This is a genomic window from Bacteriovorax stolpii, assembly GCF_002872415.1.
In the GTDB taxonomy this organism is placed as follows: domain Bacteria; phylum Bdellovibrionota; class Bacteriovoracia; order Bacteriovoracales; family Bacteriovoracaceae; genus Bacteriovorax; species Bacteriovorax stolpii.
Genome location: NZ_CP025704.1, coordinates 2,221,362 through 2,237,312, shown reverse-complemented (window position 1 = coordinate 2,237,312; position 15,951 = coordinate 2,221,362). Strand labels below are relative to the sequence as shown.

The 15,951-nt window shown below is 42.2% G+C and carries 16 protein-coding genes; 9 read left to right on the top strand and 7 right to left on the bottom strand.

Going from position 1 to position 15,951, the window contains the following annotated elements; all coding sequences use genetic code 11:
- Positions 1–24: 24 nt before the first annotated feature.
- The 9 genes from C0V70_RS10950 (at position 25) to C0V70_RS10910 (ending at position 9,308) form a co-directional block, all read left to right on the top strand.
- A complete protein-coding gene (locus C0V70_RS10950; RefSeq protein WP_102243900.1) occupies positions 25–1,095 on the top strand; it encodes a M14 family zinc carboxypeptidase in 1,071 nt (356 codons plus the stop codon).
- 97 nt (positions 1,096–1,192) lie between these two features.
- Positions 1,193–3,163, top strand: a complete 1,971-nt coding sequence (locus C0V70_RS10945) for a sigma 54-interacting transcriptional regulator (RefSeq protein ID WP_102243899.1) — start codon at positions 1,193–1,195, stop codon at positions 3,161–3,163.
- 11 nt (positions 3,164–3,174) lie between these two features.
- The gene (gene cdaA, locus C0V70_RS10940) at positions 3,175–3,990 is read left to right on the top strand and encodes a diadenylate cyclase CdaA (RefSeq protein WP_102243898.1); all 816 of its coding nucleotides are present in this window, start codon (positions 3,175–3,177) and stop codon (positions 3,988–3,990) included.
- Entirely contained in the window at positions 3,987–4,670 is a 684-nt protein-coding gene (locus C0V70_RS10935) for a CdaR family protein (protein WP_102243897.1), read from the top strand. The genes cdaA and C0V70_RS10935 overlap by 4 nt, the downstream gene beginning before the upstream one ends.
- 35 nt (positions 4,671–4,705) lie before the next feature.
- Positions 4,706–6,070: a phosphoglucosamine mutase gene (gene glmM, locus C0V70_RS10930; protein ID WP_102243896.1), complete on the top strand. Its 1,365-nt coding sequence runs from the start codon at positions 4,706–4,708 to the stop codon at positions 6,068–6,070.
- Positions 6,071–6,095: 25 nt separating this feature from the next.
- Positions 6,096–6,851: a pyridoxine 5'-phosphate synthase gene (locus C0V70_RS10925; RefSeq protein WP_102243895.1), complete on the top strand. Its 756-nt coding sequence runs from the start codon at positions 6,096–6,098 to the stop codon at positions 6,849–6,851.
- An 11-nt stretch (positions 6,852–6,862) separates the two neighbouring features.
- Complete coding sequence (gene tsaE / locus C0V70_RS10920; RefSeq protein WP_102243894.1) at positions 6,863–7,291, top strand: tRNA (adenosine(37)-N6)-threonylcarbamoyltransferase complex ATPase subunit type 1 TsaE; 429 nt, start codon at positions 6,863–6,865, stop codon at positions 7,289–7,291.
- Between the two features lie 366 nt (positions 7,292–7,657).
- Positions 7,658–8,164 carry an Rrf2 family transcriptional regulator gene (locus C0V70_RS10915; protein WP_102243893.1) on the top strand — a complete coding sequence of 169 codons (507 nt, stop codon included), beginning with the start codon at positions 7,658–7,660 and terminating at the stop codon, positions 8,162–8,164.
- On the top strand, positions 8,145–9,308 hold the full coding sequence (locus C0V70_RS10910; RefSeq protein WP_102243892.1) for a cysteine desulfurase family protein: 1,164 nt from the start codon (positions 8,145–8,147) through the stop codon (positions 9,306–9,308). The genes C0V70_RS10915 and C0V70_RS10910 overlap by 20 nt, the downstream gene beginning before the upstream one ends.
- 393 nt (positions 9,309–9,701) lie before the next feature.
- On the opposite strand, the gene C0V70_RS10905 is transcribed toward C0V70_RS10910, so the two are convergent.
- From C0V70_RS10905 to motA, 7 genes are all read right to left on the bottom strand, one after another.
- Positions 9,702–10,421, bottom strand: coding sequence for a Bax inhibitor-1/YccA family protein (locus C0V70_RS10905; RefSeq protein ID WP_102243891.1), 720 nt, complete (start codon positions 10,419–10,421; stop codon positions 9,702–9,704).
- 286 nt (positions 10,422–10,707) lie between these two features.
- Positions 10,708–11,358 (bottom strand): MarC family protein, encoded by a 651-nt coding sequence (locus C0V70_RS10900; RefSeq protein ID WP_102243890.1) that lies wholly within the window; start codon positions 11,356–11,358, stop codon positions 10,708–10,710.
- A 1-nt stretch (position 11,359) separates the two neighbouring features.
- Positions 11,360–12,970: a murein biosynthesis integral membrane protein MurJ gene (gene murJ, locus C0V70_RS10895; RefSeq protein WP_102243889.1), complete on the bottom strand. Its 1,611-nt coding sequence runs from the start codon at positions 12,968–12,970 to the stop codon at positions 11,360–11,362.
- Between the two features lie 50 nt (positions 12,971–13,020).
- Positions 13,021–13,809, bottom strand: a complete 789-nt coding sequence (locus C0V70_RS10890; RefSeq protein ID WP_102243888.1) for a hypothetical protein — start codon at positions 13,807–13,809, stop codon at positions 13,021–13,023.
- 44 nt (positions 13,810–13,853) lie between these two features.
- Positions 13,854–14,114 (bottom strand): hypothetical protein, encoded by a 261-nt coding sequence (locus C0V70_RS10885; protein WP_102243887.1) that lies wholly within the window; start codon positions 14,112–14,114, stop codon positions 13,854–13,856.
- A gap of 91 nt (positions 14,115–14,205) precedes the next feature.
- Entirely contained in the window at positions 14,206–14,970 is a 765-nt protein-coding gene (locus C0V70_RS10880; protein ID WP_102243886.1) for a flagellar motor protein MotB, read from the bottom strand.
- A 32-nt stretch (positions 14,971–15,002) separates the two neighbouring features.
- Entirely contained in the window at positions 15,003–15,860 is an 858-nt protein-coding gene (motA, locus tag C0V70_RS10875; protein ID WP_102243885.1) for a flagellar motor stator protein MotA, read from the bottom strand.
- Between the last annotated feature and the right edge of the window lie 91 nt (positions 15,861–15,951).

The window sequence follows — 15,951 nt, the reverse complement described above, 5'->3', positions numbered from 1 at the left end:
AACCTAGTTATAATATCATCCATAATGAAAGCCCGTCATGTATTAATTCTATTTAGTATGCTTTGCACTTTTAGTGCGAGTCATGCCCAGTCGACTCCAACTGCTCCTGCACCTGCGGCGGCACCTCCGGCAACGGAGCTCGGAATGACTCCGGCAATTAAGAATTATTGTGACAAACTAGAAAAAAGCTTCAAGCGCTATGGTTGGGATAAGAGTGAGTGTGAAACCTTTAAATGGAGTCACTATAGAAACTCTGTTCTAGGCGATCCATTAATGTGGACAGTCTTTGGCGACGTAAGTGATGAAGAGCAGCCAAGCTTTAAAGACAAAGACGTGACGATTGTGATGTGCGGAGTGCACGGAGATGAAATCACGCCGGTTAAATTTTGTTTTGATTTAATGTACTACCTGCGCGAAGCCTATTCCAATCCAGACAAGCTAAAAGGTGAGTTCCATAATAAAGTTGTCCTTGTCTCTCCTTTAGTTAATCCGGATTCATACTTTAAAGCGCGCCCGACGAGAGTCAATGCCCGCGGAGTAGACCCGAATAGGAACTTTCCGACGGCAGACTGGCAAAAAGAAGCGAGAAAAATCTGGCTGACAAAATTAAGAAGAGACAAAAGAAAAAATCCAGGTGAGAGACCAAACAGTGAGCCGGAAGTTGTCTTCCAGGTGAATCTGATTAAGCGCTACAACCCTGATAAGATTGTTTCGGTTCACTCGCCGCTGACTTTATTAGATTACGATGGTCCAAGTATCGCCGCCAACAACGGTCTTGATGGAGTGAAAGCACACGAGCTTTTAAACCAGATGAGTAAAGATGCTTCCGGCTACAATATTAAAGACTATCCTTTTTTTCCAGGTTCACTAGGAAACTGGGCGGGACAGGAAAGAAACATTCCAACATACACATTAGAACTTCCCTCTGCTGACCCAAGAAAGAGCAACGAGTACTGGAAGCTCTTTGAATCGGCCATGCACAAGGTGATTGTCCACAGTCTTCGTCAGGATTTGGCGAAAGCTCCGGGTGTGACAGACACGCATGAACCAGGCAAAGAGGGCGTTCCAGCGATTCCAGGCACATCGGCAAACTAAACAATCGTTTGCAAATTAAAATTGGCAAAAATTCAAGTTTTGAAGAAAAACGTCGATAAGACTCTTGAGTGAATCTGTACACTTTAGGAGAGAGCTTATGCTAGCGAGTTTTTCTGAATTTAAATTCTACCAATCATTCAGAATTCCAGTAGAAGAGGCCGACGACCTGAGATTTCTTGTTCAAATGTCAAAGGACCGAGGTCCAGAAGAGTATATTGATGATGCCAAGTTAATTGATATTTCATTAACCGGGCTTGGATTTGCCACCAGCGAGCGCATTTCTGTAGGCCAGGAAATCACCATTTCTCTTCAATATAAGAAGCACCACCTGGATTTAACCGGGAAAGTTGTGCGCGCATTTTCACAGTCACTTGATGATCAAAAAATCATTTATGGGATTGAAATCGAAGAGGAAAAGGGGATTGCAAAATTCCTTGAGCACTACATCCTTGGCTTCTCATCAGAGAGATTAAAAAACTGTCTGATCGATTCAGCGATTAAAGAACGCTACACTAAAGCGACGGATGGATTTGAAATCTTCTCGCTTTTACTTTCACTTTTTAAAGACATCACTCACTTTGGAGACAAAGAAGGGTTTATTGAATCAATGCTTGATGAAGTTATCCGCATTTTAAATGCTCAGAGAGCTTCGTTATTTTTAATTAACCCAGAGACTAACGAGCTTGAAGCTGTGTGTGCTCTTGGTGTGAGAAAAGAGCAGTTAAAATTCGACTACCGCATCGGGATTGCCGGTTCAGTATTCACCACTGGTGTGGCCCTGAACATTGATACAGTTCATGATAGCACGCGCTTTAACGAAGCGTTTGATAAGAAATTTGGTTTTGAAACGAAGTCGATTATCTGTCACCCGATCCACAACCGCGAAGACAAGATCATCGGTGTAATCGAAGTATTAAACAAGAGAAACGAAGACCGTTTTACCATTGAAGATGAAAAGACAATGAAAGTTCTTTCACTGATTTTCTCTTCTGTATTTTATAACTTTACGCCAATGTCGGATAAGTCTCTAATCAGAAGATTCTCGAATCCTTTTGACAGAAAAAATGCTCTGATTGGTAAAGTGCCTCACGTGGCCTCTTTAAGAAGCACGATCGTGAAGCTAAAAGACATCGAAGCACCAGTTTTAATTTTCGGTGAGCGCGGTGTAGGTAAATCACTTTACGCTAAGATTCTTCACGTTGAAGGTCAGCGTGGATTAAAATCTTTTGAAGTGGTTCACTGTGCTGAAAAAGACCAGGAAATGGTAGGAAGAATGCTTTTTGGGCCGGAAGAAACTGAAAGCAAGTTTATTACTTGCCAGGGTGGAACTGTTCAGCTGCATGAGGTGTGGGCCCTGTCTCCAAAAAACCAGAAGACACTTTTAGAGGTGTTGAAAACTCGCCATATCCCGAACACAAAGTTCAGTCTTGATGTTCGCATCGTAGCGACAACGACCAGAGATCTTGGTCTCCTTGTGGCCAATGGAGAGTTTGACCGCGAGCTTTATGAGTTCATCTCAAAAGCGACTGTGTTTATGGAACCATTAAGAAGAAGAGGCGATGATATCGAGCTTCTAGTGGATTATTTCCTAAAAGCTGAATGTAAAAAAGAAGGGCTTCTTCTGAAGTCGTTTGCTCCAAAATTAATGGAGAAATTAAAGAAGTATGACTGGCCAGGTAATATCAAAGAACTTCGTCTTTGTGTGGAAAGGGCAGTGCTTTATAATCCAAAGGCCCACGTGATCACTGATATCGAGATTGAAGATTCAGCTTCACCACTAGTGGATCTTTCAGAAAAGAAGAGAATGTTTGGGGACCTGCCATTTGTTGGCGACCACAACATTGCGCTTAAAGACCGTCTTTCACTGGTAGAGCGTGAAATGATCCATGCTGAGATCAGACGCTGCAACGGCAATAAGTCTAAGGCCGCTAAGGCGATGGGCATTAGCCGCGAAGCTTTAAGAAAGAAGCTTCTGATGAGTACAGATATCCTGAAGTCTCTGAACTTAACAGAAGAAGAACGCTTAAAATTCATGAAAGAAGATGACGAATTCGCAAATGCGGCTTAAAAAGGAATGGTATGTCCTTTTTAAGTCCATTTTTTAATCATCTCAATATAAAAGATTTCATCGACATTCTCATTGTCGCGATTCTTATTTATCAACTGTTGTTGATCGTAAGAGGGACAAAGGCCGCGCAGATGATTGTGGGGCTGGGTTTTCTTTTTGGCCTTTTTTGGCTGGGGATCACTTTTAAGCTTTACTCACTCAACTGGGTTCTGGCCCACTTTTTTGATTCATTCTTTATCATCGTCGTCGTTTTATTCCAGGACCAGTTCAGAAGTGCGCTGGCTTCCGTAGGGACGAAGAGAAATATCCTGACTGTCTTTTCAAAAGATGAACACGATTTTGAAATCGATGAGATTGTCGAGGCCTGCGGGGCCCTGTCGCGCGAGAAGATCGGGGCTCTGATCGTTATTGAACGCACGCACGGTTTACTCAACTTTATCAATACCGGGACAAGACTGGATTCAAGAATCCATTCGGATATTATTTATTCGATTTTTGAGTCAAGCTCCAGCCTTCACGATGGGGCCATTATCATCCAGAACTCAAAACTCACGGCTGCGGGCTGCTTTTTGCCCCTATCAAAGAACTTTGATATCGAACGCCACTTAGGGACCCGCCATAGGGCCGCTCTGGGGCTGACAGAAGTTACCGATGCATTAGTTATTACTTGTTCTGAAGAAACTGGTAAGATTAACTTATGTGTCGAAGGGATTTTTTACCTGTGTAAAACAGAAAAAGAGCTGGGGCAGTATCTTCGTCACATTTGGAGCAATGAAAGTTTAGACAGTGCTCTAAGACCGATTAAGACCAAGGACATTGTTCGTTGAAATTAGAAAAGGCCCAAAGACACACGCTCAAAATCATCGCGATCTTTTTTGCAGTATCGCTATGGTTTTATGTTTTAAACAGTGAGCCAGTGGAAATAGAAAAAAAGATTCAAATTGAGTTTCAATTGCCCAAGGGCTACGCTATCTCAAGTCAAACCGAAAGACAGCTTACTTTAAAACTTAAAGGCTCAAAGGCCTTCATTGGGAATGTTTTTTCCAACAAAGAGAAGCTGGTGGTGGATTTGAATCCATACTTTAAAAAATTCGGCAAGAGCTTTAGAGTTCAATACCATCCGTCACAAATCACCGTGCCTTTTGGCGTGGATATTTTAGAGATGCACCCGAAAGAGGCGAACATCGAAATCGACCGCCTGGTGCAAATGCAGCTGCCGGTCAAGGTTCTGTACATTGGTAATATGGCCTATGATAAAAAATTTAAAGAAGTACACGTTGAGCCAGAGAACGTCATGGTTAGTGGACCGGTTGACGTCATCAGAAAATTGTCTAGAGTAGAGACCACTCCGGTGAACCTTTCAACTGTAGACAAAGAAGAAGGGACGCTGACGGTTCCTTTGGATGAATTGGACTCGCGTTTGATGTATGAAGAGAACCCAAGAATTAAATTAAAATATAAAGTACAACTGACGATTCCTAAGCGCGAAGAAGTTAAAAAAGAATAACGCTTAGAAAGTCACTGCTCTTAAAGGATGAGATTATGTCGGAGAGAAAACTTTTCGGGACAGATGGAATTCGTGGTAAGGCGAACGCTTACCCAATGACAGCAGAAGTGGCGACGGCCCTTGGTCGCGCAGTAACTCACTACTTTCAAGCAACGAATCCCAACAATGCTAAGCCTATCATCATCGTCGGAAAGGACACCAGGCTCTCGTGTTATATGTTGGAGATGGCCTTTGCTTCAGGTGTGTGTTCTCAAGGTGGAGAGGTTATTTTAACTGGTCCTCTTCCCACTCCAGGAGTTGCTTTCGTAACTCACTCAATGCGCGCAGACGCAGGAGTCATGATCTCAGCTTCTCACAATCACTTTGAAGACAACGGGATTAAAATTTTTGATGGAAAAGGAAACAAGCTCCCGGACTCAGTAGAGCTGGAGCTTGAAAGGCTTGTTCTTAATCCGGAATTAATGCCGGCTAAATTCGGAGGCCTTTTAGGGAATGCCGAAAGATTAAAAGAAGTTTACGGGCGCTATATTGTTCAAGTTAAATCGGCCCTGGGGCACGACTACGACCTGGATGGAATGCGCATCGTTTTAGACTGTGCTAACGGCGCAGGTTATAAAGTCACTCCGATGATTTTCCAGGAGCTCGGAGCAGAAGTGTTCTCGATTGGGATTTCGCCTAATGGAGAAAATATCAACAAGAATGTTGGTTCACTTCACCCGGAAGCGGCCCGTGCAGAAGTTTTAAAATACCGCGCAGATATTGGGATTTGTATCGACGGTGACGGCGATAGAGTAAGTGTTATTGATCAGGAAGGAACAATGATTGATGGGGATAAACTCATTGGTCTTTTTGCTAAACTTCTTCTTGCCCGTGGCGAACTCAAGGCGGGAGACACTGTTGTTGGAACAGTTATGTCGAACTTAGGGCTTGAATTGTATATTAAGTCTCTTGGACTTAATTTTTATCGCACAAAAGTGGGAGACCGCTATATCATCGAATATATGCGCGCCAATAACTGTATCCTGGGTGGAGAGCCTTCAGGACACATCATCTTCAGCCGCCACTCGACAACGGGAGACGGATCTCTAGGTGGATTAAAAGTTATTGAGGCGATGAAGTACTTCAACAAATCGTTAAAAGAACTGGTGGAAGAAGTTGAACTTTTTCCTCAGTTTATCAAAAACGTGATGGTTAAAAATAAGCCACCACTAGAAACAGTAAAGGCGATTGAAGAAGCGACGAAAGAGGCAGAAAGAAAGCTGGATGGAAGAGGGCGTGTTCTTCTTCGTTATTCAGGAACAGAGCCCCTTCTTCGTGTCATGGTTGAAGGTGACAATGCTGAACTGGTTGAAGCAGAATGTAATCGACTGGTCGCTGTTGTGAAAAAAGAGATTGGTTAGTTTAGTTACTTATTAGGAGTTTAGAATGATCCCTCGTTTAGGCGTTAACATTGATCACGTGGCCACTTTAAGACAGGCCCGTGGAGAAGATTATCCAAGTGTCGTAGACGCCGCTCAAGTGTCGTTATCAAATGGTGCTGATCAAATTACGATTCACCTTCGTGAAGACAGAAGACATATTCAGGACACTGACGTTGAGACAGTTCGCCTGGTGACAAAACGTTTTGGAAAACCACTTAACCTGGAAATGGGAGTGAACCCGGAGATCGTAGAGATTGCGATTGCTTCAACTCCTGAATGGATCTGTTTAGTTCCAGAAAAACGCCAGGAAAAGACAACAGAAGGCGGTCTGGATCTTTTAGATGATGCCAACTTCATTCGTATTGAAGAAGCGGTTAAAAAGCTTAAAAGCTCAATCAAAGACGTTAAAATTTCTCTTTTCCTGGAAGCTAAGATTGAAGTCTTAATTAGAGCGACTCAACTTAACATCGACGCTGTTGAAATCCACACTGGAGAGTACGCGCGCGTTTTTGCTAACGGCGATGATGTCGGCCGCTATATTGAGCAGTACAAAGCTGCCAAAGAATTTTTAACCAACAATAAAATTGCCACGCATGCAGGCCATGGTCTGACTGAAGAAAGTGTTGTGCCGCTTTTAGAAAGCAAAATTTTCGAAGAATACAACATCGGTCACTGGATCATTTGCCATGCTCTTTTTAATGGGCTTTCAAATACAGTTAAGAACCTAAAGAGCGTTTTTGAAGCACATCCTTTAAAATAGAAAGGTGACACATGAGTTTAGTTCGCGCCTGGAAAAAAGTCCTTGAGTCTGACCTCGCCAATATCGCTCTTGAAATGAAAGAGGTGATTGAACCACCGAGTGTCATTATTCTCGATGGCCCGGTGGGTGCCGGGAAGACAACATTCACGAAGATCTTCTTAGGAACGAGTAAGCAGACGACGAGCCCGACTTATTCATTGATCAATGAGATCGACAATCTTCTGCATGCTGATCTTTATAGAATCGAAAAAAGAGAAGAACTCATCCACTTAGAAATCCCGATGTATTTAGAAGAGAAAGATTATTTCCTGATTGAATGGGGAATGCCTTACCTGCGCGATCTTCAACGAATCGTTGGTGATGAATTTAAATTTTACCAATTGAAAATTGAGATCAACGAGAACAACTCACGCAATTTTTTACTTAGTAAAATTGTTTAAATAGTGGTCCTACGTAGGCAATTTTTTCCGATTAAAATACACGGATAAAATATTTTTCTGTCAATAAATTGCATCGAATCAAGTGACCTAATTAGGCGGTTTTATTAGGGATTCACCCGATCTTAACGCTTTAGATTACCTTAATTTCAATACCTTACAATCAAAAGATAGAAAATAGTTTGTTGACTTCTATGAATCCCTAACGTCATACTATTCTTGTTAGATTGATTCTTTTCGAAGGGAATCAAGTCAGACTAGAAAGAAGGGCACGGATGAGCACTTCTACCAGTAGACGACACACGCATCTCTCGAAGAATTTTCTAAAACACGGTTACGATCAATTGGATTTTTTATGGAGGAAGACCAATGAGACTTACATCAAAAGGGCGTTACGCAGTTAGAGCAATGTTAGACCTTACTACTCATTCAAATGGGAATCCGGTAAGACTACAAGAAATCTCAACAAGACAGAACATTTCTCTTCATTACTTAGAGCAACTTTTCAGAAAGCTAAGAAATGGCCAAGCAGTTAAGTCTGTTCGTGGACCAGGTGGCGGTTATGTACTAGCTCGCAACATGGACCAAATTACAATTAAAGACGTACTAGACTGCGTTGGTGAAAACATCAACCCAGCTCGCGATATCGTAGGAACTGAAGCTGAAGCAGCGAACTCTCTAGAGTTCCACCTGTCTAAGAACTACTTCATGAACCTTGGTATCATCATGAAAGAATACTTAGCAACGACTTCACTTGGTGACCTCGTTCGTAAGTCTAAAGAAACTGAAACTGAAGCTGGTATCGCTGGTGCTTCTAATGACGCTGGAATTATGACTTCAGCAATTAGAAACCCGATTGGAGAGATCAATCAGTAATCGTTTCTACTTTGATTATAATGCAACATCCCCGCTATCGAAGAGAGTCGTAGACTTTCTCCATAGCGGGGATTTTCTTTTTGGCAATCCGGCCTCACTTCACCAATCCGGAAAAAAATCCCGCAAGTTCATCAACGAAAGTATTGAATACATCCAGCGCCTATTTAACCTAAGAGAGCATAGACTTTTTTTTCATTCGGGGGCCTCTGAAGGAATCAACTCGATTTTTAAAGGTCTGGCATTTAAGTTTTTTAAAGAAGGAAAAAAAGCGAGCTTCTTCTTTTCAGAAGTCGATCATGCTTGTGTTGTTCAATTGAAAAATGACCTCGAGGCCCTGGGCCATGTCGTACAGTTTTTTGGTGTGGATAAAAATGGACTCTTTGATAAGGAGAAGCTGATTAAAAGTCTCCTTAACGAAGTGAGCGAAGGGCGTGAGTGTTTTATGAATTACACTTACGTCAATAATGAATCCGGAGTCGTTTGGCCGCTTGAATGGGCGGCGGAAATAAAAAAAGAGACAAGGTGTTTTGTTCATGTGGATGCTGTTCAGGCCGCAGGAAAAATCCCGAATTGGGAAGTTTTAAATGAGGAGCTTGATGCTTACACATTTTCAGGCCACAAGTTTGGTGCGCTTAAAGGAATTGGTTTTACTTTCTTTAAAAAAGACCTAGAGTTCAATCCATTAATCGTGGGAGGAACTCAGCAAGAAGGTTTGCGTGCAGGAACGGAAAATGCACTTGGTGTGTATTCCATCAAGCTGGCCCTTCATGATATGAAAGAGAATTTTAACCCTGATGACCTCTCAGTTGCTAAAAATGAGCTGGAAGAGGCGCTGGTAGAGTTTATAGGGGATCGTGGTGAGGTGGTTGCGCGTTCATCTCCATACCGCAATCTCAATACTATTTTTCTGGTGCTTTATGGGCAGAAAGCAGAAGTCCTAAGTGCGAAGTTTGATATGATGGGGATTGATCTCTCTACAGGCTCAGCATGTTCATCAGGTATTATCAAAGAAAACCGCATTCTCATGGCCATGGGTTATAGTTATGAAGACTCAAGGGCGGCGCTGAGATTTTCATTCTCACCTTTTTTACGTAAATCCGAAGTGGCGGGTTATGTGGAAAAAATTAAATCAATCTTAAAGTAGGTTAAAAATAAAAAGGGAGAGAATTTTCTCTCTCCCCGAAAACTTAGAACCAATCCATAAACAATCTTAAAATTATTGCTAGTAATTTTAAGAATAGGATAATTAGCTCTAGAATTTTCAATGCTTTGAGCATCCCTGCCTCCTAAGTCGCCTTCATTGGCGTCAGGAGCTCTCGGCTTTGACCAAATCTGTAGATATGCTAGTATTAACTCATCCCCGAATTCCGGTTTGCTAGACCGTTGGGAATTTTCAATGCTTTAAACCCCTCATACCACGAGGGGTTTTTTATTGGAGAAGACTCTTGCAATTGGCATGTGGATATTTCTTAATTGAAAGAATTTGAGTAATAGTGATCTAATAAAAAGGCTTCCGAAGAAGCCTTTTTATTTTTTCTTAACGACGTCTGTCGCCAGTGAATCTTAAAATAATCAAGAACAAGTTAATGAAGTCTAAGTAAAGAGTAAGAGCACCAAGAATAGTGATCTTTGATCTTTCTTCTGCGTTGATTGCGTGTTGACCCATTAGTTTAATTTTCTGAGTGTCGTAAGCTGTTAGCCCGGCAAAGATCAGAAGTCCAATTAAGCTAAACACTAACCCAGCTGTTCCACCCATCATTGCTGGGAAGAAGATCGCTAGAAGCGAGTAACCAATAAGTCCAAAAAGACCCATTGTACAGAATGTCCCGATAGGTCCCAAGTCTTTTTTAGTGAAGAGACCAAAAGCTGAAAGCCCGGCAAACCCAATCGCTGTTGTAAAAAACGCAGACTGGATGCTTGCATGAGTGTAGATTAAAAAGATCGTCGAGAACGTCACGCCAGTAAGCGCAGAGTAAAGCAGAAATAGCCCTGTGGCCATTGCAGCACTCATTCTTTGAATCATTGCTGATAAACCAAGCACAACTCCGAATTGAGCAATAATCACGGCCCAGAATAAAAATCTATTCTGAACGATAGTCATCGCCATTTGATCGTTGTTTCCGATGTAAGTTGAAATCCCAGCAGTCAGTAAAACACCAATGGCCATCCATTGATAAACTCTGGTCATGAATCCGGCCATGACTTGTGAACGCGTCTCTACGTCCAGGCCGTTATTGTAACGTGTATTTCTTTCCATATTAACCATCCTTAATAGTTGATAGGGAAATTATACTCCTAAAAATTCTTGAGTCTAAGCTTTTTTAGGTCCTCTAAGTTCTCGAGATTCGCTTTTCGACGCATTTCAAGAAGTGTCCATGTCTCCTTTGTGTCGTGTTTGACAAAGAGTGAAATCAGTCGTTCTAAAAGATCGTGTAAACGCTTCCACATAAGTATTCCTCCATAAATAATCTTCTGGCGACATACTAATGAGAAAGCTGGCGGTGAGCCAGTTAGGAAATGGTTAATCTTTGATTAGGTCAAAATTAAAACACGCCTTTAAGAATCGGCATGATCTCTTTAATACCATAGGCAATCATTTCAATCGACATTGATAAAAGAATTAAACCCATGATTCTGGTCATAACGTTTAGGCCAATCTGGCCGAGTTTCTCTCCGATTTTTTCAGCGTAACTTAAAATGATTTTGATGATTAATCCGACAACGAGAACCATGACGATACCAGCGATCCAGTGAATGGAGCTGGTGAAGTTTTTAGCGTGAATGATAGAAGTTGAAATAGCACCAGGGCCTGAAAGAAGTGGAATCGCCAGTGGGATGATTCCAATTTCTCGCTCGAAGTCGATAGACCTGATTTCATCATTATTGATTTTTGAATTTGATTGCTGCCCGGAAATCATACTGAAGGCCGTAGTGGTTAAAAGAATTCCACCACCGATGGTGAATGAGGCAACAGAGATCCCGAAGAAATTTAAAACGGCCTGGCCGCAGATTAAGCTGATTAAGATGGTAATGGTAACCGCTGTGGCCGTGTGGTTCGCAAGCTTTTTTACGTTGATGGAATTATGGTTTCTCACGAAACCTAAAAACACGGGGATCGCACCAATCGGGTTAACGATAGAAATCAGTGTGATAAAAAATTTAAGCACATCAGTGATTGCCGGAGTAAATTCCATTTTATGACCTCAGTACCTTTGATTTAATTTTATTAATAATAGATTGCGACTCTTCAATGCCAATCAAATAAGTAATCCCGAAATACAGCACACCATAAACACCCAAGATAATCACTGCGCGAGGGATCGGGTGCTCTAGTAAACCTAAGTGAATGAAGAACTTAATCGAAAGGCCTGCGGCACTGGCGATTAAAGCACTTCCCCAAAGTTTTGATTGATAGCGGTATTCAACACCGGTTTTCCCGATGATTTTGTTGAGCTTTTTTTGAAGCAGCACGAATTCAATCCATCCACTGATTCCGGCCGATGCTGTCAGACCTGCGGTTGCATAAACCGGGTCACTGCTGATCATTGGTGCAAATTTAAAAGCAAACAAGTATCCAAGGATCGTCGTAAAGAAAATACGAACGATAGCAAAGTTAAGAGTTGTTTTTGTATCTTTAAGTGAGAAGAAAGTTGAAGAGTAAAGTCGTCCGATAGTAGAAGCAAGAAGCCCCACACTAGAACCGATTAAAACCATCCACACAACATGCGTGTCTTTCTCAGTGAATTTTCCCGTCTGGAAAAGGGCCGCAACTAAAATGTCTCCCAGAATTAAAAAGGCACATAGAGATGGGACAATGAAAAAACTAATGCGGGCGATTCCTCTTTGCAGGCGATCGCGAAGCTTGGCATAGATTTCTTCAGGCGAGCCGGTGATCGAACTCATTTCCGGAAGCTCACTGGCCGAAATACTCATTCCAAATAATGAAACAGGAAGAAGATAAAGGGTCTGGGCGTAGGCCAGGTTAGAGACGGCTCCCGTTGGAAGAAGTGAGGCCAGGATGTTGTCGATGTATGAACTCACCTGAACAACTCCACGAGAAACAATACTTGGAACAAAGTTCTTTAAGATGATTCTTACATGGAGGTTTGCAGTCTCCATGGAAAAGCGGAAAGTTTTTAGAAGTTGAATGGTTGTTGGAAGTTGAACTGCCACTTGCAGGAAACTTCCTGCCACAAGACCCCAACCAGTGTAAATGGCCAGGTCGTATTGGCTTGAGCCGTTACCGAACATTAAAAGTGTGGCGATGATGGCCACGTTCCAGATAACTGGAGCGACATAGGAAAGAAAGAATCTTCTATGGCTGTTAAGAATCCCCAAACACCAGGCCGACATAACAACCAGACCTGTTCCCGGGAAAAAGATTTGTACAAGTTTAATAGTTAGTTCGCGCTTTGGTCCTTCAAATCCGGGAGCGATTGTATCGATGAGAAAAGGAGTGGCAACAATTCCTCCGACCACTAAAAAAGACGTCATCAGGAACATTAAACTTCCGATCGTCAAAGCGACACGCGAAGCTTCCAGGTGATGTTCTGGATTTTCTGTTTTTTCGTTGTGCTCGCGGGCCAGAAGACCGGCGTAGACAGGAATAAAAGAAGCTGAAAGAACCCCTTCGCCAAAAAGGTTCTGTAAAAAGTTAGGAATTTTTAAGGCCGCTTTAAAGGCATCACCGGCATCAGAGTTACCGAAGTAGTGAGCGAAAGCTCTCTCTCTAAGAAGACCTGCAATTCGGCTTAAAAAAATCCCAAGCCCGACAAATAAAGCGCCGCTTTTTTTATTGTTACTCATATAGATCTAATTATATGAGAGGTTAGATGAAAGATCAACGACTATCTTAATTAAGACGGAAGGTTTTTTAAGACAAAGGCCCCCACGTTCATCTTGATCCCAACGTCTTTTTGAAACTCGGGGATAGGGGCAACGTTCCAGTTCCATTCAGTAGCTGGCCTTGGCAAATTCAGGTGAGCATAATTGTGATCAGTTTGAATCACTAAATTCTGCTTGTTGTAATAACTAGTCACGGTGTCAGTGATTAAAAGCACCGGAGCATTAAAACTTTTTAAGTACAGGAAATGGTTTTTGGTAACGTCTTGAAGATAAGTCTCAACATCTTCTTTTTGAAATTTATTTTTAAATGTCTTTTCAATATACGCTTCCAGGTGAAGGGGAAGCTGAGACATGATGTTGACTGAAAGAACCAGCCCCCAGTTTTGGGATAAAAAAGCTTCAGGGATTTTTCTTAAGAGTTCGCCATTAATCAGCGCACTTTCAATTTCAGAAATGTCGTGTTCAACAAATTTAATATTAGTGAAGCGGGTGAGTTCTCGTTTGACACTTTTTAAATGAACGATATCCACCAGGGTCACTTGTTTAAAAGTGCGGGCCAGGGCCTCGATAGGGATTTCATGTAAAGGGCCTGAGCCTAAAACTAAAACCGAATCGTAATGTTGAGCTTCTGATAAATGTTCGGTGATAAAAGATTTGCACAGGGTGCGATGGGGAAGCCAGGCCTTCTGGCAGCGCTTTTCACGGGCCAAAAGCGAGATGCTCTCGGCGAGGTGGCCAAGTTTTTTGGCCGAAGCAAGCTTAGGAGACTCAGATATATAAGTGAAAAATTCTCGTATCAAAAGTCATGCTCCTAATGGATATTCTTTTGATACGAGTATAAATCTTAAGCTGCTTTTTTACTAGTCTTCAGCGTTTTTGCATTCACATAGTTTACGTATGAAGGAATTCTATGGTGGAGTAGGTCCCACACAATTTTTTCTTCAAGCCCGTCAACCTTAGCACATCTCATGAGTTCTTCGACTTTTCCGTCGAGCATCTCATAATCGATAGTTGAACGGTAAACATGCTCGCACTCAACGAGAATCTCTTCGATTTCATCCTTGTATTGAGCAATTAAGGTGATAACAAAACTGTCGCGATCCATATAAGCCCCTTATGTACTTCAGCGATTAGACACTGATAAGGGGCTATTCGGATAGTTGAATAAACTACTTTAGTATTTTTTTGTTGTTGCCCTAAAAATTTCTATGGCGAAGGATAAACTCAACCCTGCGGTTAACGTTAATCCCTTTTTCTTCCTCTTCAGAAGACACCGTTGCACTCGATTGGGCCACGGGGATCAACTTGTCAGGCAAGACTCCAAAGTCTTTAATAAGAGAGTTTCTGATGGCCATGGCGCGCTTAAAAGAGAGGTCCCAGTTGGCCTGCTCAGTTGCTCCTTCACCTTTTTCAGTGTGACCTACAATAGAGACAGTTCCTTCATAGTCTCTAAAGACGTCTGCGAGTTTCTTCAGATACACTTTTCCTTCAAAGGAAATTTCTGTTGAGCCAAATTGGAAAACAATATTTCCAGGGATAGCAAACTTTAAATAATCCGAATTGTAGTCAGCAGAGAAGGCATTACCGTCAAAGAGTTCATCCACAAGTTTTGATAAAACTTTGTGCTCTTGAAGATAAACGGGGCGGGGACGAGCTGGCTCTGTAACATCTGCCTGGTCGAACCCGCCTTCTTGTCCGTTAAGCACTGAATACGAAGTATTCGGCGTACTACCGATTTTTCCTACTGAATCTGATCCACCTTTAAAGATTGTGGCGGTGGTAAAGTAATCGGCGATCGCCGCTTTAGTCGACTCGTCGGCACCCATCAGCCACATTACCAGGAAGAACGCCATCATCGCAGTCATGAAGTCCGCGAAGGCTACTTTCCAGGCACCACCGTGAGCACCACCGTGTCCTTTATTAATTCTTTTAATGATAATAGGCGCTTTTTCATCTGCCATAAGACCGCTCCTTGGTCACATATTAGATTGAGTTACTTTTTCCCAGCGTTTGCCGTCGCTTCATCCACTTCCTTGAATGTAGGGCGGAATTCCGTTGGAATACTTCTTCTACCAAACTCAGCACAAACTTTTGCGTTTACTCCCTTAGAAAAGGCAAGTAGACAAATTTTGGCCGTGATCATAAAACGCATTTCTTCTTTTAAGTTCGATTCTACTTTGGCAGCAAGTGGCTGTAGGTAACCGTATGAGAATAAGATCCCGAGGAACGTACCTACCAGAGCGGCCGCAACCGACATACCGATAACTTCCTTACCTTGAGTCAGCTTACCCATGGTGATAACTACCCCAAGAACCGCCGCAACGATCCCCAGACCTGGCATGGCATCCGATACGCGGTTAATACCACCAACCAGAACGTGCTCTTCTTCCGTTACGATATCCAAGTCAGCATTCATTAGATCTTCAAGATCGTAAGGAGATAGTGACGAAGCAATCTGAACTTTCAAAGTATCGCAGATAAAATCAATCGCGTGGTGATTGTGTAAAACAGCAGGGTAGCGTTTAAAAATTTCTGACCCCTCTGGATTTTCAACGTGAGGTTCGATTGAGATCGGGTTTGCCGAGGCCATCTTAATAAGTTCGAACATACACTGAAGTAGTTCGATATAAGCTGCCTTTGAAATCCCGGTTCCTTTTAAAGCTTGAATACATTTTGCAAGCATGGCCTTGATAACAAATGGATTGTTGGCCATAACCAGAGATCCAACAGCGGCACCACCAATGATGAGAACCTCAGTTGGCTGCCAAAGAATCGCTAAGTTACCATGGTGAAGAACGTATCCCATGATAACACAGACTGTAGTAACGACTGCACCCACTATAGTGAACATAAAATCCTCCAAATGATTTGCTATCTTATCGAAAGCTCATTTTGAATCTTTAGTTTTTGTGCACTTAGGAGATCTGTTTAGGCAAAAAAGA